The 25,070-nt window shown below is 68.8% G+C and carries 26 protein-coding genes; 12 read left to right on the forward strand and 14 right to left on the reverse strand.

Translation table 11 applies throughout. The features are described 5' to 3' along the window. Positions 1 to 46 precede the first annotated feature (46 nt). From wecB to VM306_RS15940, 3 genes are all read right to left on the reverse strand, one after another. Complete coding sequence (gene wecB / locus VM306_RS15930; RefSeq protein ID WP_325515763.1) at positions 47 to 1,219, reverse strand: non-hydrolyzing UDP-N-acetylglucosamine 2-epimerase; 1,173 nt, start codon at positions 1,217 to 1,219, stop codon at positions 47 to 49. A 68-nt stretch (positions 1,220 to 1,287) separates the two neighbouring features. Continuing rightward, the gene (locus tag VM306_RS15935) at positions 1,288 to 1,479 is read right to left on the reverse strand and encodes an LPXTG cell wall anchor domain-containing protein (RefSeq protein WP_325515764.1); all 192 of its coding nucleotides are present in this window, start codon (positions 1,477 to 1,479) and stop codon (positions 1,288 to 1,290) included. 16 nt (positions 1,480 to 1,495) lie between these two features. Next, positions 1,496 to 2,263 carry a choice-of-anchor P family protein gene (locus VM306_RS15940; protein ID WP_325515765.1) on the reverse strand — a complete coding sequence of 256 codons (768 nt, stop codon included), beginning with the start codon at positions 2,261 to 2,263 and terminating at the stop codon, positions 1,496 to 1,498. A gap of 295 nt (positions 2,264 to 2,558) precedes the next feature. Here VM306_RS15940 and xrtP point away from each other — a divergent pair, with 295 nt between their 5' ends. The 6 genes from xrtP to VM306_RS15970 all read left to right on the forward strand — a co-directional run bounded on the left by xrtP (position 2,559) and on the right by VM306_RS15970 (position 8,676). Then, on the forward strand, positions 2,559 to 3,077 hold the full coding sequence (xrtP, locus tag VM306_RS15945; RefSeq protein ID WP_325515766.1) for an exosortase P: 519 nt from the start codon (positions 2,559 to 2,561) through the stop codon (positions 3,075 to 3,077). A gap of 44 nt (positions 3,078 to 3,121) precedes the next feature. Continuing rightward, a complete protein-coding gene (locus VM306_RS15950) occupies positions 3,122 to 4,444 on the forward strand; it encodes a glycosyltransferase (protein ID WP_325515788.1) in 1,323 nt (440 codons plus the stop codon). A 100-nt stretch (positions 4,445 to 4,544) separates the two neighbouring features. Beyond that, complete coding sequence (locus VM306_RS15955) at positions 4,545 to 5,117, forward strand: biotin transporter BioY (RefSeq protein ID WP_325515767.1); 573 nt, start codon at positions 4,545 to 4,547, stop codon at positions 5,115 to 5,117. A 10-nt stretch (positions 5,118 to 5,127) separates the two neighbouring features. Next, complete coding sequence (locus tag VM306_RS15960) at positions 5,128 to 5,790, forward strand: hypothetical protein (RefSeq protein ID WP_325515768.1); 663 nt, start codon at positions 5,128 to 5,130, stop codon at positions 5,788 to 5,790. A gap of 22 nt (positions 5,791 to 5,812) precedes the next feature. Beyond that, positions 5,813 to 6,610, forward strand: a complete 798-nt coding sequence (locus VM306_RS15965; RefSeq protein WP_325515769.1) for a TIGR04222 domain-containing membrane protein — start codon at positions 5,813 to 5,815, stop codon at positions 6,608 to 6,610. Between the two features lie 146 nt (positions 6,611 to 6,756). Next, complete coding sequence (locus VM306_RS15970; protein WP_325515789.1) at positions 6,757 to 8,676, forward strand: ATP-dependent DNA helicase; 1,920 nt, start codon at positions 6,757 to 6,759, stop codon at positions 8,674 to 8,676. Here VM306_RS15970 and VM306_RS15975 read toward each other — a convergent pair. The 6 genes from VM306_RS15975 to ctaD all read right to left on the reverse strand — a co-directional run bounded on the left by VM306_RS15975 (position 8,645) and on the right by ctaD (position 15,098). Next, positions 8,645 to 9,256 (reverse strand): hypothetical protein, encoded by a 612-nt coding sequence (locus VM306_RS15975; protein ID WP_325515770.1) that lies wholly within the window; start codon positions 9,254 to 9,256, stop codon positions 8,645 to 8,647. The two genes, VM306_RS15970 and VM306_RS15975, sit on opposite strands and share 32 nt — an antisense overlap. 62 nt (positions 9,257 to 9,318) lie before the next feature. Continuing rightward, on the reverse strand, positions 9,319 to 9,891 hold the full coding sequence (locus VM306_RS15980) for a hypothetical protein (RefSeq protein WP_325515771.1): 573 nt from the start codon (positions 9,889 to 9,891) through the stop codon (positions 9,319 to 9,321). Positions 9,892 to 9,913: 22 nt separating this feature from the next. Beyond that, the gene (locus tag VM306_RS15985) at positions 9,914 to 11,302 is read right to left on the reverse strand and encodes a phospholipase D family protein (protein WP_325515772.1); all 1,389 of its coding nucleotides are present in this window, start codon (positions 11,300 to 11,302) and stop codon (positions 9,914 to 9,916) included. 30 nt (positions 11,303 to 11,332) lie between these two features. Continuing rightward, a complete protein-coding gene (locus tag VM306_RS15990) occupies positions 11,333 to 12,010 on the reverse strand; it encodes an aminoacyl-tRNA hydrolase (protein WP_325515773.1) in 678 nt (225 codons plus the stop codon). Further along, positions 12,010 to 13,224: a phosphoserine phosphatase SerB gene (serB, locus tag VM306_RS15995; RefSeq protein ID WP_325515774.1), complete on the reverse strand. Its 1,215-nt coding sequence runs from the start codon at positions 13,222 to 13,224 to the stop codon at positions 12,010 to 12,012. The genes VM306_RS15990 and serB overlap by 1 nt, the downstream gene beginning before the upstream one ends. Positions 13,225 to 13,307: 83 nt before the next feature. Further along, a complete protein-coding gene (gene ctaD / locus VM306_RS16000; RefSeq protein WP_325515775.1) occupies positions 13,308 to 15,098 on the reverse strand; it encodes a cytochrome c oxidase subunit I in 1,791 nt (596 codons plus the stop codon). 134 nt (positions 15,099 to 15,232) lie between these two features. Between ctaD and VM306_RS16005 the strand changes: the two genes are divergently transcribed. Then, positions 15,233 to 15,751 (forward strand): DUF305 domain-containing protein, encoded by a 519-nt coding sequence (locus VM306_RS16005; RefSeq protein ID WP_325515776.1) that lies wholly within the window; start codon positions 15,233 to 15,235, stop codon positions 15,749 to 15,751. 16 nt (positions 15,752 to 15,767) lie between these two features. Beyond that, the gene (locus VM306_RS16010; RefSeq protein ID WP_325515777.1) at positions 15,768 to 16,559 is read left to right on the forward strand and encodes a phosphotransferase; all 792 of its coding nucleotides are present in this window, start codon (positions 15,768 to 15,770) and stop codon (positions 16,557 to 16,559) included. Here the strand turns inward: VM306_RS16010 and VM306_RS16015 are convergent. The 4 genes from VM306_RS16015 to VM306_RS16030 all read right to left on the reverse strand — a co-directional run bounded on the left by VM306_RS16015 (position 16,556) and on the right by VM306_RS16030 (position 19,270). Continuing rightward, positions 16,556 to 17,266: an LPXTG cell wall anchor domain-containing protein gene (locus tag VM306_RS16015; protein WP_325515778.1), complete on the reverse strand. Its 711-nt coding sequence runs from the start codon at positions 17,264 to 17,266 to the stop codon at positions 16,556 to 16,558. The two genes, VM306_RS16010 and VM306_RS16015, sit on opposite strands and share 4 nt — an antisense overlap. Positions 17,267 to 17,453: 187 nt before the next feature. Next, positions 17,454 to 17,645 (reverse strand): hypothetical protein, encoded by a 192-nt coding sequence (locus tag VM306_RS16020; RefSeq protein ID WP_325515779.1) that lies wholly within the window; start codon positions 17,643 to 17,645, stop codon positions 17,454 to 17,456. A gap of 22 nt (positions 17,646 to 17,667) precedes the next feature. Then, on the reverse strand, positions 17,668 to 18,930 hold the full coding sequence (locus VM306_RS16025; protein WP_325515780.1) for an aKG-HExxH-type peptide beta-hydroxylase: 1,263 nt from the start codon (positions 18,928 to 18,930) through the stop codon (positions 17,668 to 17,670). Positions 18,931 to 19,117: 187 nt separating this feature from the next. Continuing rightward, on the reverse strand, positions 19,118 to 19,270 hold the full coding sequence (locus VM306_RS16030; RefSeq protein ID WP_325515781.1) for a hypothetical protein: 153 nt from the start codon (positions 19,268 to 19,270) through the stop codon (positions 19,118 to 19,120). A 158-nt stretch (positions 19,271 to 19,428) separates the two neighbouring features. Between VM306_RS16030 and VM306_RS16035 the strand changes: the two genes are divergently transcribed. Both VM306_RS16035 and VM306_RS16040 read left to right on the forward strand, forming a co-directional pair. Beyond that, entirely contained in the window at positions 19,429 to 20,226 is a 798-nt protein-coding gene (locus tag VM306_RS16035) for a FadR/GntR family transcriptional regulator (RefSeq protein WP_325515782.1), read from the forward strand. A gap of 92 nt (positions 20,227 to 20,318) precedes the next feature. Beyond that, complete coding sequence (locus VM306_RS16040; RefSeq protein WP_325515783.1) at positions 20,319 to 21,455, forward strand: hypothetical protein; 1,137 nt, start codon at positions 20,319 to 20,321, stop codon at positions 21,453 to 21,455. A gap of 178 nt (positions 21,456 to 21,633) precedes the next feature. On the opposite strand, the gene VM306_RS16045 is transcribed toward VM306_RS16040, so the two are convergent. Next, positions 21,634 to 22,311 (reverse strand): hypothetical protein, encoded by a 678-nt coding sequence (locus tag VM306_RS16045; protein WP_325515784.1) that lies wholly within the window; start codon positions 22,309 to 22,311, stop codon positions 21,634 to 21,636. Positions 22,312 to 22,472: 161 nt separating this feature from the next. Between VM306_RS16045 and VM306_RS16050 the strand changes: the two genes are divergently transcribed. Beyond that, on the forward strand, positions 22,473 to 23,456 hold the full coding sequence (locus tag VM306_RS16050; RefSeq protein WP_325515785.1) for a LacI family DNA-binding transcriptional regulator: 984 nt from the start codon (positions 22,473 to 22,475) through the stop codon (positions 23,454 to 23,456). Positions 23,457 to 23,564: 108 nt separating this feature from the next. Beyond that, complete coding sequence (locus tag VM306_RS16055; protein ID WP_325515786.1) at positions 23,565 to 24,893, forward strand: ABC transporter substrate-binding protein; 1,329 nt, start codon at positions 23,565 to 23,567, stop codon at positions 24,891 to 24,893. The last annotated feature ends 177 nt before the right edge of the window (positions 24,894 to 25,070 follow it).

Here is a 25,070-nt window from a genome sequence, read left to right on the forward strand (position 1 = left end):
CCATGTCACCCGTTCGAGAAATCGCGATTACCCGAACGAGTGACATTCACCAGACTCCCGAGAGCGTGGCGAACGGCTCCCGGCGCGGCAGAGCGGTCGGCAGGCCCGCCAGCCTCTCCAGCGCGGAGCAGACCCGGACGGCGGCACGCCCGTCGCCGAACGGGTTGCGCCCCAGCGGCAGCCGCAACCGGGAGCCGAGCACCCATCCCGCCTCGGCGAGGACGCGGGTGGTGTCGGTGCCGACGAGCCAGGCGCACCCGGCATCGACGGCGAGCATGCGTTCGGTGGTCTCCCGCAGCACCAGCACCGGCACGCCGAACGTCGGCGCCTCCTCCTGGAGGCCGCCGGAGTCGGTCAGCACCAGGGCCGCGCGCCGCAGCACGCGCACCAGGTCCGGGTAGTCCAGCGGGTCGGTGATGACCACGCGCTCGTGACCGCCCAGCGACGACACGACCTGTTCCCGCACACCGGGGTTCGAGTGCGCCGGGACGAGGACGTGCAGGTCGGGGTGGCGGTCGACGATGGCGCGCACGGCGTCGAGCACGCGCATGAGCGGGCGGCCCCACGACTCGCGGCGGTGCACGGTGAGGAGCATGAGCCGGCCGCCGGTGGCGTCCAGGGTGCGCTCCAGGGCCACGACGTCCGGGCTGGACGCGGGCGCGTCGGCGGACGCGACGCGCTGCACGGCGTCCACGACGGTGTTGCCGGTGACGACGATGTGGCTGTCGGGCAGGTGTTCGTCGTTCAGGGCGTTGGCGGCGTCGTCCGTCGGCGCGAGGTGCAGCGAGGTGATGCGGGAGATCATCTGCCGGTTCCCCTCCTCGGGGAACGGGCCGTACAGGTCACCGGTCCGCAGACCGGCTTCGAGGTGGGCCACGGGGATCCCGCGCCAGTACGAGGCGAGCGCCGCGGCCAGGGTCGTCGTGGTGTCGCCCTGCACGAGCGTGACCGCGGGGTCGCGGTCGGCCAGCACGGCGTCGAACGCGGGCAGCAGCCGGGAGGCCAGCTCGGCCTGCGTGCCGGTGTCGCGGGGCACGTCCAGCACCAGGTCCGGCACCAGGTCGAAGGCGGCCAGCGCCTGCTCGACCATGCCGGAGTGCTGTCCGCTGTGGACGATCGTCGGGCGGAGGCCGGGGTGACCCCGCAACGCGATGGCGACCGGGGCGATCTTGACTGCTTCCGGCCTCGTGCCGGCCACCAGCAGAACCTCTTTGCTCACCGTGTGTCCTCTCCTTGCGCTACCGGGGAGGTCCGCCTGGGAGCGGGGGAGTTCCCAGGCGGACCGTGTCAGCCGGCTCGATTCGGCCTGGTCTTGACGGCGACCGCGCGGCGCCGCCTCCGCGTCGAGTGCACGAGGAACGCACCCGCGACGAGGAGCACGACTCCCGCTGCGACCCACCACGTCACGTCGGCGCCGGTGACCGCGAGGGCACCCACGCCCGTGCCGACACCCACGCCGGTACCGGGGATCTTGTACATCCGCCGCCCTCCTCGATCAGGCCGTGGCGAGCGACGCGCGGCGGCGCAGCGCCACGAACGCGACCGGGGCGGCGACGACACCGAGCAGGCCGAGGCCGATCCACAGGCCAGCGCCCGACGCCATCGGGACCGGCAGGGCGGCGGGACCGCAGGTGGCGGACGAGATGATCACGTCGCCGGTGCCGATGGAGCCGAGCACGCCCTGCGGCAGCCGGATGTGGATCGCGTTGACCGTGAGGCTGCCGTCGTTGTTCTCGACCTGCTCGTTGAAGACGACCTCGGCGATCTCGATCCCGGCGAGCCGCACGTCGAGCTTCGTGTTCGGCGCCGGGTCCGCGTCCACCTGGCCGAGCTTGCCGAGGTTCACGCCCGCGAGCTCGGCCTTGCCGGCGAGCCCCTTCTGGGTCGCCGAGCACTCCGCCTCCACGAGCTCGGCGGAGATCTCGCCGGTGACCTTCGGGAGCAGGTCGACCCGGACGTCCGCGGTGCTCGCCCGCGAGTGCACGCCACCGGAGTTCTCGTCCCGCGTGGCGGAGGCGTTGATGACACCGGTCTTCAGGATCCCGGTGAGGTCGACGCCCACGAACGTGTTCTGCGTCTTCGGCCCGTTCGCGTCAGCGGCGGCGAACGGTTCCGCGGTGACCGCGGGGTTGCCGAGCAGAGTCACGTCGAGCTTCGCACCGTAGGCCGAGGCGTCCCCCGGAGCGGCCGAAGCAGGGGCGGCACCGGCGAGGAGCGCGGCGATCGCGATGACCCCAGCCAGTCCCGTCATTCGGACACGCATGAAACTCCTTCCCTTCATTCCTCCGGCCCCAGGGCGCGTTGATACCAATCTGGTTTCACGCTTTCCGGGGGCAATTACCGGCATCGGCTTTCTTTCGGGGGAACTGAGGGTTACTCCCCGTATCGGGCGATACGACCACTCGACTCGCCCAATCGGCGCCACTTATCGTGGGTTTTTTGATGAATTTCCGGTCACGGCGTCACCCGATCCGGGGGTGAGGGCTGACGTTCCGTCTACCGATGGAACGTCAAATAGCCCGTCTGGGCGCTCCCTGATCGGTGGAAAGGATTCCAGGGTGACGCTTGCCGTGCGCCGCACCGCATTCCCGAGCCGGGTGACGGTGGTCGTCCTGCTCGCCCTCGCCGCGGGCCTCGTCCTCGCCCACCGCCTGTACCGCACCGCGGAGATCTCGCTGTCCGGCGCGGTGCTCGGTGTCATCAGCTCCTACGGGGTGGCCGTGGTGCCCGAACGCCAGACCGTCTACTTCGGACTCGGCTCGGACACGCCGCTGGGACTGCGGATGACGCCGGAGTGCACCTCCGCGTTCCTGGTGCTGCCCCTGATCGTGGTGGGCGCGGTGATGATCGCGTTGCGCCCGCGCATCCAGTCGCGGGTGCTGTTCGCGCTGGGGATCGCGGCGCTGGCGGTCGTGGTGGTGAACCAGTTCCGCGTGCTCACGCTGGTGGGCCTGGTGCGGTGGCTGGGCGTCGACACCGGGTACTACTGGGGTCACACGCTGCTCGGCTCGATGGTGAGCGTGTTCGGTGGCGCGGCGGCGCTGGTCGCGTTCGTCTGGCTGGCCACCCGCCGGTGAGCCTCGACCTCGTCCTCGGGTTCACGCAGGCGCTCGCCCTGACGATGAGCGTCGCCTTCGTGACGTACGTGTTCTTCATCGTGGTGCCGTACCTGCGGCGCGAACCCGCCCCGGCCGGCGAGCCGGAGTCGTTGGAGTGGCACTTCTTCGTGCCGTGCCGCGACGAGGAGGCCGTCATCGGCGACACGATCCGGTACCTGCGCGGGACGTTCCCCATCGCGCACGTGTGGGTCATCGACGACGACTCCGACGACAAGACCGCCGGTGTGGTGCGGATGCTGAAGCGCAACGGTGGTGTTCGTGATCCGCAGATCCACCTCGTGCAACGCCAACGCCCGTACGCCCGCACCGGCAAGGGCAACGCGCTGAACGACGCCTACCGCATGCTCAAGCTGTGGATGGGCAGGCGCGCGGACACCGACCGCGCGATTGTCGTCGTGGTGGACGCGGACGGCAGGCCCGCCCCGAACTGCCTGGAGGTCTGCGCGGCGACCCACCTCTTCGGCAACCCGCGCATCGGCGCCGTGCAGGTGGACGTGCGGATGATCAACGCGGGCACGCGGCAGCCCGGCGTCTCGCGGTGGCGGCGCGCGTTCGGCGCCGGGCTCGTGCGGATGCAGGACCTGGAGTTCCGCACGGCCATCGCGGCGATCCAGATGTCGCGCGGCGCGACCGGCACGATCTCCATGGGCGGCAACGGCCAGTTCACGCGTCTGTCCGCTTTGGACTCCATCGCCGGGCCGACGGGGAGCCCGTGGCGCGGGTCGTTGCTGGAGGACTTCGAGCTCGGCGTGCACCTGCTGACCGCGGGCTGGCACACCGGGTTCTCGTTGGACACGCACGTGAACCAGGAGGCGCTGTACTCGTTGCGGAGGTTCCTCGCGCAACGGACCCGGTGGGGTCAGGGAACCATGCAGTGCATGCGTTATCTGCGGCGCATCTGGGACTCCGAGCACCTGACGACCCTCGGCGCCGCCGAGATGATGTACTACCTCGCGCAACCGTGGATGCAGTTGCTCGGCACGCTGATCTACCCGATCCCGATGGCCATGATGGCGTACCGGTTCGCGGTGTCGCCTTCCGAGGTGGTGGCGTGGTTCTTCGACGGCGCCTGGATCCTGTTCACCGTCTACGGCGCTTTCGGTCTGCTGCCGTTCGTCCTGTGGGGACCGGTGTACCGCGCGCGCTGCGTGCCCGTCGGGTTCTGGAAGTCCATCGCGTACGGGTTCGGTTACGCGTTGTACATCTACACCTTCTACATCACGTCGTGGCGCGCGCTGATCCGGTTGGTGCGCGGCGACAACGGCTGGACGAAGACGCGCCGCAACCAGGAACGGGTGGTGGGCGAGGTCGCCCTCGACGTATGACCCGAGTGTGTGTGACCGGTCACTTTGTAGACACCGGACAAAGACGTTCTCGAGTCCGCGTGGTTAACCTCGGTTCACTCGATTCCGCCTGGGAGGGACCGTGACTCTCGCACTCGCGCCTCGTCGCACCGTGCTCGCCGACTTCGTGCCGGGAGCACTGGTCCGCGACCTGACCCTGGTCGTCGCCGGCGCCGCCCTGACCGGACTGGCCGCGCAGGTGGCGCTGCCGATCCCCGGCAGCCCCGTTCCGCTGACCGGTCAGACGTTCGCGGCACTCCTGGTGGGCGCCGCTCTCGGCTGGCAGCGCGGCGCCACCTCGATGCTGCTGTACCTGATCGCCGGGGTCGCGGGCGTGCCGTGGTTCCAGGGCGGGTCGTCCGGCGTCCCGGTGTCGCTCGGCTACGTCGTCGGCTTCGTGTTCGCGGGCGCCCTGGTGGGCTACCTGGCCGGACGCGGTGGCGACCGCACGCCGTTGCGCGTGGTGGGCACGATGGCGCTGGGCAACCTGGCGATCTACTCCGTCGGCGTGCCGTGGCTGATGGCGATGACCGGGATGTCCTTCGCGAAGGCGCTGGCCGTCGGCGTGCTGCCGTTCCTCGTCGGTGACGCGCTGAAGATCGCGCTGGCCGCGGGCGTGCTGCCGGGAGCCTGGGCGCTGCTGCGCCGCCGGTAGCTTGGACCAGGTGATCACCCCTGGGGAGTACCTGGATCTTCTGGATGCGCGCCTGCCCGGTCTCGTGGCGGGCGCGCATCTTCATGGGTCGCGTGTGCTGGACGACGTCGTCGCGGACTCGGACCTGGACATCGTGGTAGAGGTTGCTTCTCCTGTCGAGCTGCCGCCGGTCGACGGGGCGGATGTCACGGTCGTGCTCGCCGGTTCGCTGGAGAAGCCGGTGTTCGACGTGACTCCGCTGGCCGGTGAGGTCACTCCCGTGCTGTGGCAGCAACTGCGGACCGTCGGTCAGACCGTGCGCGGTGCACGGCCCACCTGTCCCGGTACTGCCGCTGACGTCGAGGCGTACTGCCGCGCGAACCTCGTCAGCTACTGGAAGCCGGACTTCGACCACTTCCGCGAGGTGCTGCCCTCCCTGGACCTCCGAGCGACCATCCCGCGGGAGACGCTGCTGTGGGTGGGGCTCGGTCCTGCACGGTTGTGGCACACGATCAGGACCGGCGAGATCGTCAGCAAGTCGCGCGCCGGCGAACTGGCTGCCGCCCGCTGGCCCGACCTGCCGATCCTCGACCTGGTGTCATCCCGGCGAGGTGCGGAAGTGCCGCTGACCGTCGCCCACGCGAAGGCCTCCCTCGAGCTGTTCGACCGGATCATCACCGACGTAACGACGTGACCGTTCCGGCCGAGAAATCCGCGTGACGACGCATACCCCGGAAGAGCTGGGCTGTCTGGTCGGCGGCCCTGCCCGCGCCGCCGAGGTCGCCCTGGCGAGGCTGCTGGACGCCGGTCTGGTCCGGGTCTCCCGCGAAGGCGTGCTGAGCGCCGTCCACGTGCCCGGACGCGGTCCCGCAACACCCCTGGAAGCCCAGATCCTCTCCGGCCTGCGCACCGGGCGTTCGCTCCACGACGTCCTGCACGGCGCCCGCACCTCGGCCGAGGCGGAAGGCCTGCGCTCCCACCTGGCCGATCGGGGCCTGCTCCGGCGCCACCGCTCGTGGCGTCCGCGGTTGTACCCGTGGCTCATGCTGCTGGGCTTCGGCCTGATCGCGGTGGGCTTCCTCGACTGGCTGTGGCCGGAGGTGGTCCGCCCGCTGACCGAGGTCGTCGACAACACCGTGCCCGGCCTCCCGGACTGGATCCACTACGCGGCCGGGGTGGCGTTGCTCGTCTGGTCGACGGTGCTGTCCGCCCGCGATCCCGGCCGGCTGCGGACCAGGGCGGGCTACCTGGCGGTGAAGCGGGCCCAGCGGCGTGCGGGCCCGCAGGACCGGTTCGGCGCGGTGGCGGTGTGCGGGCTGCGCGGGAAGATCGGCGGGGTGGCGGTCGCCGGGATGTTCGGGCTGACGGCGGCCGCTGTCGCCACGCTGCCGGGGCGTGACGCGTCGTCCGGCAGCTCGTGCGGTGGTGGGTGTTCGTCGAGCTCGTGCGGCGGCGGTGACGGTGGTGGGGACGGCGGCGGCTGCGGTGGTGGGTGCGGCGGCGGAGGCGACTGAGCCCCGGCCCACTCCGCGACTCCCGGCGGGACTGTCGGACCTGCCGGGTACGGTCTTGTCCCGTGCCTGAAGTTCCCCCCACGCTGAGCCTCCTCGAAACCGCCGTCACCGCCGTCGGCGGTGCGGAGCGCCCTGGTCAGGTGGAGATGGCCGAGGCCGTCGACCACTCGATCCGCACGGGCGAGCACCTCGCGGTCCAGGCGGGAACGGGTACGGGCAAGTCGCTCGCCTACCTGGTGCCGTCGATCCGGCACGCGGTGGCCGAGGACGAGACCGTGGTGGTGTCGACGGCGACGATCGCGTTGCAACGGCAGCTGGTCGACCGCGACCTGCCGCGCCTGTCCAAGGCGCTCAAGAAGGAGCTCGGCCGGGAGCCCACGTTCGCGATCCTCAAGGGCCGGCGCAACTACCTGTGCATGCACCGCGTCCACAACGGCGCGCCCGAGGAGCCGGACGACGCCGCGCTGTTCGACCCGTTCGCCGCCTCGAAGCTGGGGCGCGAGGTCAAGCGGTTGCACGAGTGGTCGTCGGACACCGAGACCGGCGACCGCGACGAGCTGGTGCCCGGCGTCAGCGAGCAGGCGTGGCGGCAGGTCAGCGTCACGGCGCGGGAGTGCCTGGGCGTCAGCAAGTGCCCGGTCGGGTCCGACTGCTTCGCGGAACGGGCGCGCGCCGAGGCGGGCAAGGCCGACGTCGTGGTCACCAACCACGCGATGCTCGCCATCGACGCGCTGGAGGGCTACCAGGTCCTGCCCGACCACGACGTGGTGGTGATCGACGAGGCGCACGACCTGGTGGACAGGGTCACGTCGGTGGCCACGGAGGAGCTGAGCGGGGCGTCGGTCTCCATGGCCGCGCGCCGGTGCGGCAGGCTCATCGACCAGGACGTCGCCGACCGGCTGGCCGAGGCGGGCGACGGGCTCGCGATGATCCTCGAGGACATTCCGGCCGGCCGGCTCGACGCGCTCCCCCGCGCGCTGGCGGGAGCGCTCGCCGCCACCCGCGACGCCGCGCACGCCTGTGTGTCGGCGATGGGACCGGAGCGCAAGGAGGACCCGGAGGGGGCGACGGCGCGCAAGCTCGCGCTGGCTTTGCTGGAGGAGGTCCACGACTGCGCGGTGCGGATCCTCGAGGCGTTCGACGAGGAGCACGACGTCGTGTGGGTGTCGGGCGACTTCCAGCAGAAGGCGCCGTCCCTGCGGGTCGCGCCGCTCGGTGTGGGCGGGCTGCTCAGGGAACGGCTCTTCGCCAAGCGCACCACCGTTCTCACGTCGGCGACGCTCACTCTCGGCGGCGCCTTCGACGCCATGGCGCGCCAGTGGGGCCTGCCGCCGTCGGAGAAGGTCCGCAAGATCGAGGGCGCGGCCACCGACAAGGACATCGACGGTCCGAAGTGGACCGGCCTCGACGTCGGCTCGCCGTTCCAGCACTCGTCGAGCGGCATCCTCTACGTGGCGCGGCACCTGCCGCAGCCGGGCCGTGACGGCCTGCCGCCGGAGTACCTCGACGAGATCGAGGGCCTGGTGAACGCGGCGGGCGGCCGCGCGCTCGGCCTGTTCTCGTCGACCCGCGCGGCCAAGGCCGCCACGGAGGCGTTGCGCGACAAGATCGACTACCCGATCCTCTGCCAGGGCGACGACGCGACCGGCCTGCTGGTCAAGAAGTTCGCCGAGGACGAGCGCACGTGCCTGTTCGGCACGCTGTCGCTGTGGCAGGGCGTCGACGTGCCGGGTCCCAGCCTGCAGCTCGTGATCATGGACCGCATCCCGTTCCCGCGGCCGGACGACCCGCTGGCCTCCGCGCGGCAGAAGGCGATCAACACCCGTGGCGGCAACGGCTTCCTGACCGTCGCCGCCACGCACGCCGCCCTGCTGATGGCCCAGGGCGCCGGCAGGTTGCTGCGCTCGATGTCGGACAAGGGCGTGGTGGCCGTCCTCGACCCGCGCATCGCCACCGCTCGCTACGGCGGCTTCATCAGGGCCTCACTCCCCCCGTTCTGGACGACCTACGACCCCGAGGTGGTCCGCGGCGCCCTCAAGCGCCTGGACGAGGCCCAGACTCGATAGATCCAGTCGCGCTGATCCGCTCGACCAGCTCGTCGCGGTAGGCCTGGGCCTCCGCCAGTTCCGGCTCGGTCCCGTCGGTCTGCTTCAGCGCGCCTTCGAGGATCTTCAACGCCTGCCGCTCGTCGCCGCGCGCGTCGGCCTGCCGGGCGGCGTTCTCCAGGGCGCGGGCCAGCCTGGTCCGCGGCTCGGGTTCCTGAGCGGCCTTGTTGATCCGGATCCAGTTGCCGCCGGGGTCGACGACGGTGAACCCGGTGTACCGGTCGTTGCGCACCCTGGGCCGGGTCATGCGCGGGATGCCGGAGATGAGCACCTTCCCGTGCACGGCACGCATCCCCGCCGCGAACGCCTCGAACAGCGGGCCGGTGTCCTGCACGATGACCACGCACGAGCTGTGCGAGTGCTCCGGGACGTGACCGTCCATGCCGTAGAAGTGCAGGTTGATGCCCTCGCGCTGCATTGCGACGTAAGGGTTCGGCCGCGTCTGCCGATAGGTGAGCGAGAAGCCGAGCATCTCGTAGAACGACGCGATCTCGTCGATGGAAGTGCAGGGCAGGAGCGGGATTGTCAGTTCGTTCGCCACCGCCTGAAGCTAAGCCCGGTGCGGCGAGAACGACACGGAGCTATTTGCTCGTGCGAACAGCGTCAGCTGCGCAGCCCGAGCCGTTCGAGCAGCTCTTCGCGGAACTCCAGCGCCGACGCCCGCTCCTCCTCCGAAGCGTGCACCTCCCGCGCCAGCGCCCCTTCGAGGATCTTCAACGCCTGCCGCTCCGCCCCGTGCGACCCCGCCAGCGTCACCGCGTTGGTCAACGCCCGCGACAGGCCGTTGCGCGTGACCTCCCGCTCCCGCACGGACGGCACCACCCGGATCCAGTTGCCACCGGGATCGACGAACAGGAACCCGTCCCGCCGCGGCCGGGTCATCCGCGGGATCCCCGTGAGCAGCACCCGCCCGTACACCGCGCGCATCCCGGCGGCGAACGCCTCGTACAGCTCGCGCGGGTCCTCCGCCTGGATCAGGCACGAGCTGTACGACGACGCGGGGTCGTAGCCCGGTATGCCGAAGAAGTGGAGGTCGATCTCCTCGCGCCGCACCGAGAGGTACGCGTTCGGCCGGTACTGCCGATACGTGAGCGTGAACCCGAGCATCACGTAGAACTCGGCTACCTCGTCGATGGAGGCGCACGGTAACAGCGGGATCGTCACCTCGTTGGCCACGCGGCCACGCTAGACCCAGAGATCAGCCGTCGACCAGCAATCCGCGTAACGGTCCTTGCAACCTTCCGGCACGACGCGACACACCGGGCAGCGACGTCACGCGGGCCGGACGTTCCAGGGCCGGGCGCCACATCTTGTCCACGACCTCGTGCACGGGTCCGGAGACGTCACCCTCCAGGCCTTCCAGGTGCTCCGCCCACAGCTTCAGCCGCGTCGCGCGCACGACCTCCGCGTCGTCGGTCACCACGTTGACCTCGGTGTCGTTGAACAGCGAGTGCTCGTTCAGGTTCGCCGAGCCGACGGACAGCCACTTGTCGTCCACAATGGACAGCTTGGCGTGCACGTAGACCGGTGCGTCACCGTGCGAGACGAGGGTCGCCGCGACGACCCGGCCGTCCGGGTCGGCGTCGAGCATGCGGCCGAGCTGGCCGCGCGTGGTGTCCGCGCCGTTGCTGGGCTTCTGCGGCAGGACCAGCACCATCCGGAACTCCGGTGACGGCGGGTTGCGCAGCTTCTCCAGGAGCACCTCGGTGATCTCCGGCGACCACAGGAACTGGTTCTCCACGTACACGAACTCCTCCGCCGCCCGCAGCGCCCTCAGGTACGAGTCGAGCAGGCTGAAGTCGCCGTGCGGTGCGAAGTCGTAGGTCTTCTCCGGGATCGTGCGGACCAGCTGCACCGACGACGACCCGGCCTCGGGCGGCACCTCGGGCGAGGGCAGGGTCTCCCCCGCGATCTCCAGCCAGCGCGCGGCGAAGTGGGCGGCCACCTCCGCGACCACCGGGCCCTCGAGCTTCGCGATGTGGTCGTGCCAGCCCAGGTCGCGCGGCGGGTGCTCCGGCGAGTCGTGGCGGTCGCCCTCCACCGCTGTCATGTCGAGGCCGCCGACGAACGCCACGTCGTCGACGATCACGACCTTCTCGTGGTGGCAGTGCAGGGTCCGTTCGCGCGCGTCGAGCTCGCAGCGGACCGCGCCGCACTCCAGGAACGCCTTCTGCGCGGCGACGGCCCGTTTCCGCGTCGGTTCGAAGAACGGCACGGGCGGGCCCGCCCAGAGCAGCACGCGCACCGGCACCCGTTCCGCGGCGGCGGACAGCAGCTCGCGCAGCTGGGGCGCGCCCGGCTCCCTGGTCAGCTGGAAGTCGGGCGACGCGTGCCAGTTCGCGATGTGCACGTACTTCTGCGCGCCCTCGATCGCCTTCGCCACGACCGGGAACGCGGTGGCGCCGTCGATCAGCACCTCGATGTTGTTGCCGTGCTGCACCGGCCGGCGCGGGGTGAACCACCCCGCGCCGTCGCCTTCGAGAACCTCGCCCCATCCCAGCCGCCGCAGTCTTCGCGTGTGGTGGGAGCAGAGCAGGTTCTCCAGCCCGTCGCCGAGGCGTGCGTCGAGAACGTCGAAAAAGCCCACAAGAGGCGGATTTACCCGTTTGACGAGGTTCTAAACAGCGAGCACCGTCGTCGTGCCCGGTTCGACCTCCGTGAAACCCGCGTCGCGCACGGCCACGACGTCGTCACCGGCCACCAGCGAGTCCCACTCGGCGACGGACGGCGTCCGCACGGCACACCGGTAGTCGAGCGACGCCCACGCCTTGAGCTCGGTCTCCGACAGCCGTGGCGCCAGCAGCATCGACGCGTGCCCGACCTGGGCCGCGAGCTTCCCCGCGGACATCTCGACGCGCGGGTTCACGTACAGCAGCCGCGCGCCCTCCGGCACCGGCCCCGGCTCGTCCACCGGCAGGTCGGACCCGGAGATCTGCAGCTTCGCGACCTCCCGGGGCGTCTCGGTCACCAGCACGGGCAGCAGCGACCGCACCGACGCGCCGTCCACGGTGATCGTCACGCCCGGCAGGGCCTGCACGGCCTCCCACTGCACGCCACGGGCTCGCCGCGACACCTTGCGGATCCTCCCGGCCACCCACGCCCGCACGGGCTCGTGCCACTCCCCGCCCACGTCGGCACGCGGGTCGAGGCACACCGCGACCGCCGAAGCGGCCGCGGCCTCCAGCAACGCCGTCCTGGACGGCGGGTCGACGCGTTCGATGCGCATCACCATCGGCATCGCGCGGACTTCGGACTCCTCCGCGTAGTTACGGGAGGCGATCAGGTCGAGGATCATCACAGCCGGGTCAGCTCCAGGCCGTCCGCGGCGTCCGCGGCCTCCACCTCGGCGCGCGTGACGCCCAGGATGAACAGCACCGCGTCGAGGAACGGGTGCGACAGGGCGGTGTCGGCGACCTCGCGCAACGCCGGCTTGGCGTTGAACGCGATGCCCAGCCCGGCCGCGCTCAGCATGTCGATGTCGTTCGCACCGTCACCGACCGCCACGCACTGGGCGAGCGACACGCCCACCTCGTCGGCGAACCGGCGCAACGCCACGGCCTTGCCGGGCCGGTCGACGATCTCGCCGACGACCTTGCCTGTCAGCTTGCCGTCGACGATCTCCAGCGTGTTGGCCGCGCAGAAGTCCAGCTGCAGCTCGTCGGCCAGACCCGTGATCACCGACGTGAACCCGCCGGAGACCACACCGCAGTAGAAGCCGAGGCGCTTGAGCGTGCGGATCGTCGTGCGCGCGCCGGCCGTGAGCTCCAGCGAGGCACCGACCTCGTCCAGCACCTTCGCGTCGAGACCCTCCAGCAACGCCACCCGGCGCCGCAGCGACTCGGCGAAGTCGAGCTCGCCGCGCATCGCGGCCTCGGTGATCTCGCGCACCTGCTCCTCGCACCCGACGTGCGCGGCCAGCATCTCGATCACCTCGCCCTGGATGAGAGTGGAGTCGACGTCGAACACCACCAGGCGCTTGGCCCGCCGCGTCAGGCCGGCCCGCTCCACGGCGATGTCGAGGCCCACCCGCCCCGACACCTCTGCCAGCGCCGACCGCAGCTCCGCGTCGTTCTCCATCGTGTCGTCGGCGACGGAAACCCGCAGCTCGAGACCGGTGACGGGGTAGTCGGCGACACCGCGGATCGCGTCGATGTTCACACCCAGCGACGCGAGCCTGCGCGCCACCTCGGTGAACGCCTTCGCCGTCACCGGGCGGCCCAGCACGATCAGGACGTGCGAGGACTCCAGGCGCGCGGTGCGCTTCGAGTCCGCGCCGATCTCTATCTCCACGTGCATCGAGACGGTGGCCATGGCCTGCTCGACCGACTCCTGCAGGCTCTCGGGGTCCTGCTCGGTCGAGACCAGCGCGCCGAGCACCAGCCGTCCCCTGATGACGACCTGCTCCACGTCGAGCACCTCGACGCCGTGCCGTGTCAGCACGGCGAACAGCACCGAGGAGACGCCGGGCTTGTCGGGGCCGGTCACGGTGATGAGCACGGGCGTTTTCACGTGGTCGTCTCCTCGTAAGACGCGAATGAGCCCCGACCGCAACCAAGCAGCCGGGGCTCATCGTTGAACCTGTTAAGGGCAGGTTACTTGTCGTGCTCCGAATCGTCCTTCTCGGAGGCAGTGCCCGACTTGATCGCCGATGCAGCCATCTCGGACAGCGCGGGCGCCGCCTTCTCGTGCGGGATGGTCTTGCCGGTGAAGGTCACGTGACCCTCGTTCCGGATGCGCTCGATCATGTGCGGGTAGTGCAGCTCGAACGCCGGGCGCTCCGAACGGATCCGGGGCAGCTCGGTGAAGTTGTGCCGCGGCGGCGGGGACGACGTCGCCCACTCGAGCGAGTTGCCGTAACCCCACGGGTCGTCGACCGTCACGACCTCGCCGAAGCGGTACGACCGGAAGACGTTCCAGATGAACGGCAGGGTCGACGCGCCCAGGATGTAGGCGCCGATCGTCGAGATCATGTTGAGCGTCGTGAAGCCGTCCGACGCGAGGTAGTCGGCGTACCGGCGCGGCATGCCCTCGTTGCCCAGCCAGTGCTGGACGAGGAAGGTCGCGTGGAAGCCGAGGAACGTCGTCCAGAAGTGCAGCTTGCCGAGCGGCTCGTTGAGGAACCGGCCGGTGATCTTCGGGAACCAGAAGTAGATGCCGGCGAAGGTCGCGAACACGATCGTGCCGTAGAGCACGTAGTGGAAGTGCGCGACGACGAAGTACGTGTCCGACACGTGGAAGTCGATCGCGGGCGCGGCCAGCAGGATGCCGGAGAGGCCACCGAAGAGGAACGTGACGATGAAGCCGATCGAGAACAGCATCGGCGTCTCGAACGTCAGCTGGCCCTTCCACATCGTGCCGATCCAGTTGAAGAACTTCACACCGGTCGGGACAGCGATGAGGAACGTCATGAAGGCGAAGAACGGCAGCAGCACGGCGCCGGTCGCGTACATGTGGTGCGCCCACACGGCGACGGACAGGGCGGCGATGCCGAGCGTCGCGTAGACCAGGCCGTTGTAGCCGAAGATCGGCTTGCGGCTGAACACCGGGAAGATCTCCGACACGATGCCGAAGAACGGCAAGGCGACGATGTAGACCTCCGGGTGCCCGAAGAACCAGAAGAGGTGCTGCCACAGGATGACGCCGCCGTTGGCGGGGTCGAACACGTGCGCCCCGAGGTGGCGGTCGGCGAGAAGGCCGAGCAGCGCCGCGGTGAGGATCGGGAACGCGAGCAGCACGAGCACCGACGTCACCAGGATGTTCCAGGTGAAGATCGGCATGCGGAACATCGTCATGCCGGGCGCGCGCAGGCAGACCACGGTGGTGATCATGTTCACCGCGCCGAGGATGGTGCCGAGACCACCGACCACCAGGCCGGCGATCCACAGGTCGGCACCCGCGCCGGGCGAGTGGATGGCGCTCGACAGCGGCGTGTAGGCGAACCAGCCGAAGTCGGCGGCGCCACCGGGGGTGACGAAGCCCGCCATCACGATCAGGCCGCCGAAGAGGTACAGCCAGTACGAGAAGGCGTTGAGCCGCGGGAACGCCACGTCGGGCGAGCCGATCTGCAGCGGCAGGACGAAGTTCGCGAAGCCGAACACGATCGGGGTCGCGTAGAGCAGCAGCATCACGGTGCCGTGCATCGTGAAGAGCTGGTTGTACTGCTCCTGGCTCAGGAACTGCATGCCAGGCCGGGCAAGCTCGGTTCGGATCAACATGGCCATCGCGCCGCCGACCATGAAGAAGGCGAACGAGGTGACCAGGTACATGATGCCGATTTGCTTGTGGTCCGTGGTGCGGAACATCCGCAGCAGGAAGGACCCCTTGACCGCAGTGCGCGTCGGATAAGGACGCGTTGCGATCGGCTGCGGGGCTACGGCCGTCACGGTGCCTCCAGGCCTTGGTGGGACCAGTCGTTCGGGAAACTCCACGGGATATTAGACGGAGCCGATCAGCTCCATTCGGGTGGGCCGGAGCCGGTGGCCAGCGGCGTAGCGCAGGTCACACGTATCCTGCCGCCGTGCTCCGATCGTTCGCCGTCGCTTCTGTCCTGTTGCTCACCGCGTGCGGCGGTCCCGCCACGCACAACTCGGCGGACGTCGCGTTCGCGCGGGGCATGGTGCCCCACCACGAGCAGGCGCTGGAGATGAGCGGCCTCGTCGCGACCCGCACGGACAACCAGCGGGTGATCGACCTGGCGGCCCGCATCTCGTCGGCGCAGAAGCCCGAGATCGACCGCATGAACGGCTGGCTGCGCACCTGGAACGCCCCGGTGGAGGCGTCGTCGTCGCACACGTCACACGGCCACTCGTCGAACCACGGCATGGTGGATCTCGGCAACCTCGCCGGCCTGGACGGCACCGAGTTCGACCGCCAGTGGCTGTCGCTGATGATCCAGCACCACCGCGGCGCCGTGGACATGGCGCGCGAGCACCTGTCCGCCGGCACCGACCCGGAGACCCGCAGGCTGGCCCAGGACGTCGTCGCGCACCAGGAGAAGGAGATCGCGGAAATGGAGTCGCTCCTCCCCCAGGGCTGATGCCAGCCTCACCCGCATGACTTCTGCCGCAGTGCGCGCCGCGGTGTCGCTGGCCGCTTCCCACGGCGTCGTGTGCGACGACCCCGCCGTCCTGGAGGACGGCAGCAACGTCATCGTGCACCTGCGCCCGGCACCGGTCGTGGCCCGCATAGCCGCGCGCACGGCCCTGATACGGCCCTCGGTTGCCTCTCACTTCGCCCGTGACCTGGCGGTGTCGGCGTTCCTCGCCTCACGCGGCGTGCCCGTCGTGACGCCGTCGTCCGAGCTTCCCGCCGGTCCTCACACGGCCGACGGGTTCGTGTTCACGTTCAGCACGTACGTCCCGCACTTCCCCGACGTGGAGCTGACGCGCCCCGACGTGCTCAAGCTGCTGCCCGGCCTGCACGCCGAGCTGCGGCTTTACCCCGGCGACCTACCTACTCACGGCCCGCTGGACGACATCGACAACACGCTCGCGCACCTGGCTCGCGCAGGCGTGGCGGACTTGGAGCCCTTCCACACACGGCGAGCCGAGCTGGTTCGCGAATGGGACGCGCATTACAACGACGTCCAGCCGCTGCACGGCGACTCCCACCACGGCAACCTGCTGATGACGTCGTCAGGCCCGGTATGGAACGACTTCGAGGACACCTGGCGCGGCCCCGTCGGCTGGGACCTGGCCTGCCTGGCGGGTGCACGTGGCGAAGAAGCCGCTCAACGCGCCGTGGAGCTGTACGGCGGCGGAGCGGCTTCTTCGGACGTCGAGTTCTGGCTGGAGGTCCGAGTCCTCTTCGGCACGCTGTGGGGCGTGCTGATGGAGCGCGGTTAGGCGCGGCGCCTGCGCATCACGAGCAGCACGGCGGCACCGGCGGCCACGAGCGCGGCACCCAGCCCGAGCAACCACGCGGACCCGAAGCCGGTGGACGCGAGCTGGTCCTGGTCGGCGACCGGGACAGGCGCGGCGGTGGTGGTCGTGGTCGGCGCGATCACGGAGGAAGACGACGTGGTGCTCGACGTCGCGATCGGCGTCGACGAGTGGGTCACGGTCGACTCGGTCGTCGTCGTCGTCGTGGTGGTCGTCGTCGTGGTGGTCGTGGTAGGCGGCTCGTCCTTGACGCCGCAGCCGAACCAGTGGCTGATTTGCGGGAGCTGCCCACCGTTGTTGAACGGCGCCCGCAACTTCTCCCACGACAGCGGGCCGAGCTTGTCGGCGAGGTAGACGTTGAACCGGTCCCCGCCCTTGACCAGGATCCCCGTGACCTTGATGCCCGCCGGCACACCGGAGATGGTCAGGTACTGCTGGTTGTCACCACCCGTGTAGGTGAACAGGTTCGGGTGGACCGTGCTGCCGCTCAACCCGCCGACGGTGCAGGCCTCGGGGTGGTTGATGTCCACGTTCTTGAGGAACGGCTGCGCCCGCTCGTCGTCCGTGACCGGCGTTTCGGGCTGGGCTCCGGCAGTCGTCGTCAGTGCGAGCACGACGGTGACCGCGGCCGAAGCGAGCAGGCCGGCTCTTCTCAGGGGCGTGAGGCGCATCGGGTTACTCCGTGGGGTTGGCGGATGCGGCGATCTAAGACGATCGACGTCGCCCGAACGGCGTAGATGACGATCAACTTCGCCCTTGTGGCCCAGTTGTTATGCGCCCGTGAAGTGGTACTCCCAAACGACCGAACGCCGGAGGGGGCCGGCGAACCGGCCCCCTCCGTCACACCAGCGATGGTTCTCAGTCGTTCTGCCCGGCCTTCGTGGGCCGCAGGAACACGGTGCCACCACCGGTCGGCATCCGCCTGAACCACTGAACGGGGGTGACCGGCTGACCGATCACCGGACCCACCCCGGTCGTCGGGTGGGCAACGGGCATGCCGGCGTTCCGCGGGAACTGCGGCAGGCGGTGAGGCTGGTTCGGGGTGGTCATCGTTCCTTCTCGGGAGGCAGCTTTAACGTGCTCTGTCGGAGCGCTCGACGAGCGTTGAACGCAGAAGCGACCCGAGTGCCTTTCCGAGACGCGCCGTGGCTGCGGCGGAATCGACGTGCCATTCCTCGGTTGCGCGGGTGAGCATCCACCCGAACGTTTTCGGCGTTCTATCGTGACACCACTGGCCCAGAGTCCAGCTCGCATCTTCGTCGAGCCAGAAGACCTCGGGCGGTTGTGCCACCCTTCCCACCACCACACGCCCCGTGGCCGCGCGCTTGTACCGCACGTCCGGTAGCGGCTGGAAATGGCAGTCTTCCGCGATCTCGGGGAACAGTGTGACAGCACTGTCCACTCGCGACGGCACGACACCCTCACCAGGGTTTTCGTTCGCGTCACCGGCCAGGCCGCGCAGGAGCCAGCGCGCGTCTTCGCGCAGCTCGTCCTCGTGCGCGAGCAGCCACGCACCGATCTCCCGCGCCCGCATGCCGGCTTTCGGCAGCAGTGAGTCCGGACCGAGTTGTTCGGTGCCGGTTGAAGCGTTGAACTGCGCGAGGCAGCTGTAGGCGTGCCAAGCCGCGAAGGTCTGTTCCAGTGGCCACCGTGCATGCGACCACGAATTCTCGAAATAATCCGCTTCCTCGGCACGCGGGTCAAGAAAATCTTTCACGATTGCGAGGTCGAAGAACTTTTCGTGTGCTCCTTCGTGCACCAGCGCCTCGGCCACCTCCATCGGCAGCGCGGGCTCGTCGACCAGCACGATTCCGGGCACGTAGCGCGACGACGCCGAGACCAGACCGCCGGACGACTCCTTCTTCAGCACCACGAGCATCGACACGTGCGCGAGAAGATCAGCGGCCATGTCCGGCGCGATCTCGCGGAACAGCCGAACACCTTCGGCCACGACCGCGAGTGCCGCCTCGAACCGGTCCCCGTCGGCCACGGTCAGCGGCTCCGGCCGCGCGTCGCGCGGGGCGACGATCCGCAGCGGGGCTTCCAGCACGTCAGCGGCCATCGAGTCCGCGGCGACGTCGATGCCCGCGTCGCGCACCCGCATCGAGGCGGCTTCCGCCAGCCTCGCCGGGTCGAGGCCACCGTGACCGGCCAGGGCCTTGCCGATCTCGTAGCGGACGATCGGGTGGTCGGCCAGGTTGTCGGACAACTGGGTTCCGGGGGCGAACAACTCCGCCGCGAGCCGGTAGAGGGTACGTCTCTCGTCCACCAGAGCGGGCACAGGAACCAGCGCCGCATGCAGCGCATGCGTGCTCACGGTGGACGAACCCGTCACCGAAGACTCCGTACTCACGTCCCCCGACGCCATGGAGCCATGGGCGCACCACAACGGCGACGCCCTGATGGCGCGCAACTTTAGAGCACATCGTGACCAGGCCAACACAGCGGATCCCCCGCGAACGGCTGTGCCCCGGTCGCGTCTGCCGGAGAGCGACCGGGGCACAGCTACTCGATTCCGTCCATCAGCCGAACATGATGCTGGTGACGTTCACGAAGCCGACGACGGCCAGTGCGATGACCGAGACGGCGATCATCGTGAACACGGTGCGCCAGCCGATCGTGGTGACGGCGACTGCTATGACGGCGGCGATTCCGAGTGCGCTCCCTGTGGACATCTCGTTCCCTCCCGACTAGGTGAGTTCGAGCTCCCAGGTGTGGGCGGTCCTGGGCCTCTCACCATGACTTCAGAATCCCGTGTTGTAGGTTGTCTGTCAACGGTCGACAGGTTGCCAGACAAGTTGCAACAGGTAGGCCTGGGGCCTACCCTGAACCAATGCCCGCCGATGACGCGCAGCCAGGTGAGAGCTGGTCGCTCTCACCCGATTCGCGACGGCCACTGCCAGAGCTGATCGAGCAGAAACTGCGCGAGCAGATCATCGGGGGCACCCTCAAGGCCGGCGACCGCCTTCCCACCGAGCCGGAACTGGCCCGCAAGCTAGATGTCGCGAGGTCGTCGCTACGTACAGCTCTGCAGAGATTGCAGCTGCAGGGCATCGTCGAAGTGCGCCGCGGCCTCGGCTGGTACGTGCGCCGCACCGACCTGGCAGCGGTGGAAGAGCACCTGGAAGGCAGGCTCGCCGCCCGCCAGTTCTCCCACACGGACCTGCTCGAGGTGCGAATCGCGCTCGAGGCCACAGCGGCGAGTCTCGCCGCTGTCCGCGCCGGCGACGGCGAACTCGACGAACTGGCCAAGCTGAACCGCCGCTACCAGCGTGTGTCCGTCGACGACCCGCAGGAGGTGATCGAGGTGGACGAGGAGTTCCACTCGGCGCTGGTCCGCGCGTCGCACAACGAACTGCTGGAACACATGTACCAGGCGCTCGTGCCCGGCTTGCAGGACTGCAAGCGGCACACGAACACGACCCGCGAGGTGCACAACCGCTCGGCGAACGAGCACGACCAGGTCGTCTGGTTCCTGCGCAGGCACGACGAAGTGGGCGCGAAGAGTGCGATGACCACCCACCTGCTGGGTCTGTACAACGATCTCGCCACCGACGACTCCAAGCCGAAGGCCACACTGGACACCTACGTCGGGGTGTCGGACAACCCGATCTGGAAGACCACTCGCTGATACGGCATCCGCCGAACGGATCTGGCGCTGATCCGCCGCCACTCCCACCATGTATGGACGAGCGGTGGAGTCGAGGGGGCGGGCGGCGAGTGGTGGCTCCGCGCAGGCACGGGCTGGTGCTGGCCGTCGCGTTCGCACTGCTCGCCCTCGCCGCCGCGGACCTGTCCGTCGTCTTCCTCTGGCAGCCGGAAGAACGCAGCCTTCCGCACGACGTGCTGGTCGTGCTGTGGCCGTTGCCGGCTCTGGCCGGTTTCCTGCTCGGCGCCTACGAGCTCTTCCTGCACCGTCGCCTGGTCAGCGAGCTGAGCCAGATCTCCGGTCCCGGCATCGTCGAACACCTGCTGCCGAGCGATGTGCTGCGCACGTTCCTGTCGTCGATCTACGGTTCGAACGAAGCGAACCAGGACGTCGTCTCCGGCGTGCTCGGTGGCAACGGGCTGCGCCCGCACGGCAAGGACCTCACCATCAGCACGAACACGACGGTGAAGCTGGAACTGCAAGGCATCGACGCCAAGACGTACCACCTGATCACGACGCAGAGCTACCAGTTCCGGCACACCGTTCCCGTCGACCGGTTCGTCATCTTCGCCACCAGCAACGTGCTGCTGCGCGACACGATCAGCGCGGCCTGCCGCTACCCCTTGTTCGAGCTCTACTACATCACCGATCCGTCGCTGTTCCTCGACTCGGTCGACGACGTGCTGCACTCGACGCAGATCGCGATCGACTACATCGACCACGACGGTGTCAGTCGCTCCGCCGCACCGAGCCAGATCCCCCTGCTCGAGGTGAGGTTCGACCAGTGGGCGAACTACCTGACCTTCTTCCGCGAGGCCATGGGCAACCGTCCCAAACTGAGCCCTCACCACCACCTCGGCGACCTGCGCATCTTCGAATGCGACCTCAGCGGCATCGCGGAGGACCACCTGGTCAGCGCGATCCGCGGCCTCACCATCACCTCGAGGATGTTGCAGCGGACCAATGAGGGATTCTGCTACTGGCAGGCGCCGTACCCGTCCTATGTGGAGCAGATCTGCTTCGACGTGCGCGGCCTCACGGTGGACGACCACTCCCCCGCGCACGAGTTCTCCATCATGCCGTTCCTGTTCCGCTCCAACACCGTGACCGGGCAGTGGCTGAAGGCGGACGACCTGGACGACCTCACGGTTCGGTCGTGGTTGCTTCCGGGGCACGGGGTGGCTCTGATGTGGCGGGAGGCGCGGCATTGACGGTGCCGCCCGTCGGGGCGCGGCGAAACCAGTCGACCTGGCGCACGGGCTCACCCTGAGGCCGTGGGCGTTCCGGAGACGGAGGGATCCCTGGAACCGGCCACACCCCCGAGGTGGAGGCATCGCCTGGCAACGGGCGGTCGGAGGTCATCGCATCCCCTCCCTCTGAACAGAAAGGTTACCCGGACATCGGGTCCAGGGGCACCTCCCGCCGTGCGACGAACTTGATCTCATACCGGTAGCCGAGCTTGGTGTTCCCCGACCGCCAGTGGATTCCATCCCGGTGCCGACAGGTGCTCGACTGCAGTATCGACTCCTGCGGGTCGGCGTCCTCTCCCAGGTTCTGGCTGGCTTCCACCAGGTAGGGCGCGTTCGGTGATGGGAATATCTCCAGCCCGGCCGTGCCCGTGAGGTGCACATCCAGCTCATCGGTGAGATAAGAGATGTCGATCGCGTGCGACTCCTCGCTGAACAGCGCGGGCATGCTGTTGTAGAGATCGATCTCCAACTTGACCTGGCGCTTGGCCTGCCCCTTCTCCAACGAGACCGGCATGCGAATCACGCCTTCCTCGAAGACGACGTCCTTGTACAGCGGGCCTTCCACGAACGACCTGCGCTTGCGCAGATATGAGTGCTGCACGTCGTTGTCCCTGCCGTCGATCATCAGACGGCGCACCTGGACGCCTTGCCAAGGCTGTGCATCCACCGGAGCGGAGGAGAAGACAGGGAAGGCGAGCCATGCGACGGCGACATCCCGCTCGACCTCCACGTCGAACTCGACGAAGTAGGTACAGCTGCCGTCTGGGCTGATCTGCATCTTGTCCGTGCGCCTGCGCAGGCGTACGTGGCTGGACACGCGAGCACCTATGTCCCGGATCTCGCTGAATCCGCCATCGCGCGTCCTCGGGCTCGATCGACAGGTCGTCCAGCGTAGGCAGCCGCAAGTGTCCGGCACCTCCTTCACCCGTTCAGACCGGGTCACGCAAACGGACGCAAGAAATTGCGTACACTTGCGCCATGACGCAACGAAGGCTGGCCGAGGTCGCGGCCAAGGTCGGGGTCAGCGAGGCCACCGTCAGCCGGGTGCTGAACGGCAAGCCAGGCGTCTCTGACGCCACCAGGAGCGCCGTGCTCACCGCGCTTGACGTGCTGGGTTACGAAAGGCCGACGCAGCTGCGGGGGGAACGGGCGCGGCTGGTCGGGCTCGTGCTGCCGGAGCTGCAGAACCCGATCTTCCCCGCGTTCGCGGACGTCGTGGGCAACGCGCTGGCGCAAAGGGGCTTCACGCCCGTTCTGTGCACCAGGACCGCCGGCGGGGTGACGGAGGCGGAGTACCTGGAGCTGCTGTTGGAGCAGCATGTCAGCGGGATCGTGTTCGCGGGTGGGTTGTACGCCCAGAAGGACGCGAGCCATGGGCACTACCAGCAGATGATGAGCAGGAAACTGCCTGCGGTGCTGGTCAACGCCGCCATAGACGACCTGGCGTTCCCGCGGGTCTCGTGTGACGACGCGGTGGCGGTCGAGCAGGCTTACGGGCATTTGGTGTCGCTGGGGCACAAGAGGATCGGGGCCGTGCTCGGGCCGCCGGACCACGTGCCCAGCCAGCGCAAGCTCGAAGCCCTCACCAAGAGCGGCGGAGCGGATGTGGAGCACGCCATGTTCAGCCTCGAGGGTGGGCAGGCGGCGGCCACCAAGCTCGTGCAGCGCGGGGTCACGGCGATCATCTGCGCGAGCGACCCGTTGGCGTTGGGCGCGATAAGGGCCGTCAGGCGTGCGGGGCTGGATGTGCCCAAGGACGTGTCGATCATCGGGTACGACGATTCGGCCTTCATGACCTGCACTGATCCGCCGCTGACCACGGTTCGGCAGCCCATCGAGGCGATGGGGCGGGCCGCCGTGGAGCTGCTGGCCAACCAGATCTCGGGCAACGCCGTCGCGCCCGATGAGCTGCTGTTCGAGCCCGAACTGGTGGTGAGGGCCTCCAGCGCGCCGGTGAGGTGACAAGGCAGTCGCCTTCTTGCGAGTTTTCGTCTGGATATTGCGTTCAGATGTAACGGGGACTTATGGTCGCCGTCACATCGACGCGCTCGCGAGAAGGGCGGCTCCACCATGAAGAAGTCCGCTGCCGTGCTGCTGGGCTGTGTCCTCGTCGCCGGCTGTGGGAGCGGTTCCACGACCGAACCCGGCGGCAAGGTCACCATCGACATCAACGGCCAGCCGCCACAGACCCAGGCGTTCGACCGCAAGGTCTTCGACGAGGACGTCGCGGAGTTCGAGAAGCTGAACCAGGACATCGACCTCGTGCCGCACGAGGGGTTCATGGACCCGAAGACGTTCTCCGCCAAGCTCGCCGGCGGGCAGCTCGAGGACGTCTTCTACGTCTACTTCACAGATCCCGCGGCTCTCATCGCCAGAAAGCAAGCCGCCGACCTGACCGGCTACGTGAAGGACGTCCCGCACTACGGGGACATCAAGCAGGAGCTCAAGGACGTCTTCACCGTCGACGGCAAGGTCTACGGGCTGCCCACCGCCAACTACACGATGGGCCTGCTCTACAGCCGCACCAACTTCACCAAGGCCGGTCTGGACCCGAACTCCCCGCCGAAGACGTGGGACGAGGTCAGGGCCGCCGCCAAGAAGCTCAAGGACGCCGGCGTCACCGGGTTCGCCGAGTACAGCAAGAGCAACCAGGGCGGCTGGCACTTCACCACCTGGATGAAGTCCGTCGGCGGTGACATCGCGCGCAAGGACGGCGACACCTACAAGGCCGACTTCAACAACGACAAGGGCAAGGAAGTCCTGCGCAGGCTCAAGGAGATGCGCTGGGACGACAAATCCATGGGCGAGAAGCAGCTCCTGGAGATCGGCGACGTGCAGAACATGATGGGCGCGGGCCAGCTCGGCATGTACCTCGCCGCGCCCGACAACGTCGCCGCGATCGTCAACCAGTTCAAGGGCAAGTACGACGACTACGGACTGGCCGCGATCCCGGAGCAGAAGGGCACCCTGCTCGGCGGCGAGGGGTACATGATCAACCCCAAGGCCTCGCCGGAGAAGATCAAGGCCGGCCTCAGGTGGATCCAGTGGAAGTACCTGAACCCGGACCGCCTCGAGCACAACCTGCAGACCTACAAGGACCGCGGTCAGCCCGTCGGACTGCCGATCCCGCCGATCGCCGACGTGTGGACCGGTGAGCCGCGCAAGAAGCAGGAAGAGCTCAAGGCCAAGTACGCCACCATGCCGGTGCAGAACTTCCAGGCCTACGTGGACGGTTCCGAGAAGACCAAGGGCTCGCTCGAACCGCCGCAGGCGCAGCAGGTCTACGCGATCCTCGACAGCGTGGTGCAGGCGACGCTCACGAACAAGGACGCCGACCACGCGGCCCTGCTGAAGGATGCGGAGACCAAGGTCAACGCCGTCCTGGCGCAGGTGAAGTGAGTGCGGCGCCACGTCACCGCGTACGGCTTCCTGAGCGCCGCACTGGTCGTCTTCGCGGTGTTCTCCTGGTACCCCATCGTGCGCGGGGTGGTCCTGAGCTTCCAGCAGGTCAACTTCGTCACGAGCCCCGACTGGGTGGGCTGGGAGAACTTCGAGCGGCTCTTCGCGGACCCGCTG

It is taken from the genome of Lentzea sp., from assembly GCF_035525475.1.
In the GTDB taxonomy this organism is placed as follows: domain Bacteria; phylum Actinomycetota; class Actinomycetes; order Mycobacteriales; family Pseudonocardiaceae; genus Lentzea.

Coding starts and splice junctions, on each gene's coding strand:
- VM306_RS15940 (WP_325515765.1), bottom strand. CDS start 2,263: ATGCGTGTCCGAATGACGGGACTGGCTGGGGTCATCGCGATCGCCGCG.
- VM306_RS15950 (WP_325515788.1), top strand. CDS start 3,122: ATGAGCGTCGCCTTCGTGACGTACGTGTTCTTCATCGTGGTGCCGTAC.
- VM306_RS16010 (WP_325515777.1), top strand. CDS start 15,768: ATGACTTCTGCCGCAGTGCGCGCCGCGGTGTCGCTGGCCGCTTCCCAC.
- VM306_RS15990 (WP_325515773.1), bottom strand. CDS start 12,010: ATGATCCTCGACCTGATCGCCTCCCGTAACTACGCGGAGGAGTCCGAA.
- VM306_RS15935 (WP_325515764.1), bottom strand. CDS start 1,479: ATGTACAAGATCCCCGGTACCGGCGTGGGTGTCGGCACGGGCGTGGGT.
- VM306_RS16020 (WP_325515779.1), bottom strand. CDS start 17,645: ATGACCACCCCGAACCAGCCTCACCGCCTGCCGCAGTTCCCGCGGAAC.
- VM306_RS16050 (WP_325515785.1), top strand. CDS start 22,473: ATGACGCAACGAAGGCTGGCCGAGGTCGCGGCCAAGGTCGGGGTCAGC.
- VM306_RS15970 (WP_325515789.1), top strand. CDS start 6,757: ATGGCCGAGGCCGTCGACCACTCGATCCGCACGGGCGAGCACCTCGCG.
- VM306_RS16015 (WP_325515778.1), bottom strand. CDS start 17,266: ATGCGCCTCACGCCCCTGAGAAGAGCCGGCCTGCTCGCTTCGGCCGCG.
- VM306_RS16030 (WP_325515781.1), bottom strand. CDS start 19,270: ATGTCCACAGGGAGCGCACTCGGAATCGCCGCCGTCATAGCAGTCGCC.
- VM306_RS16035 (WP_325515782.1), top strand. CDS start 19,429: ATGCCCGCCGATGACGCGCAGCCAGGTGAGAGCTGGTCGCTCTCACCC.
- VM306_RS16055 (WP_325515786.1), top strand. CDS start 23,565: ATGAAGAAGTCCGCTGCCGTGCTGCTGGGCTGTGTCCTCGTCGCCGGC.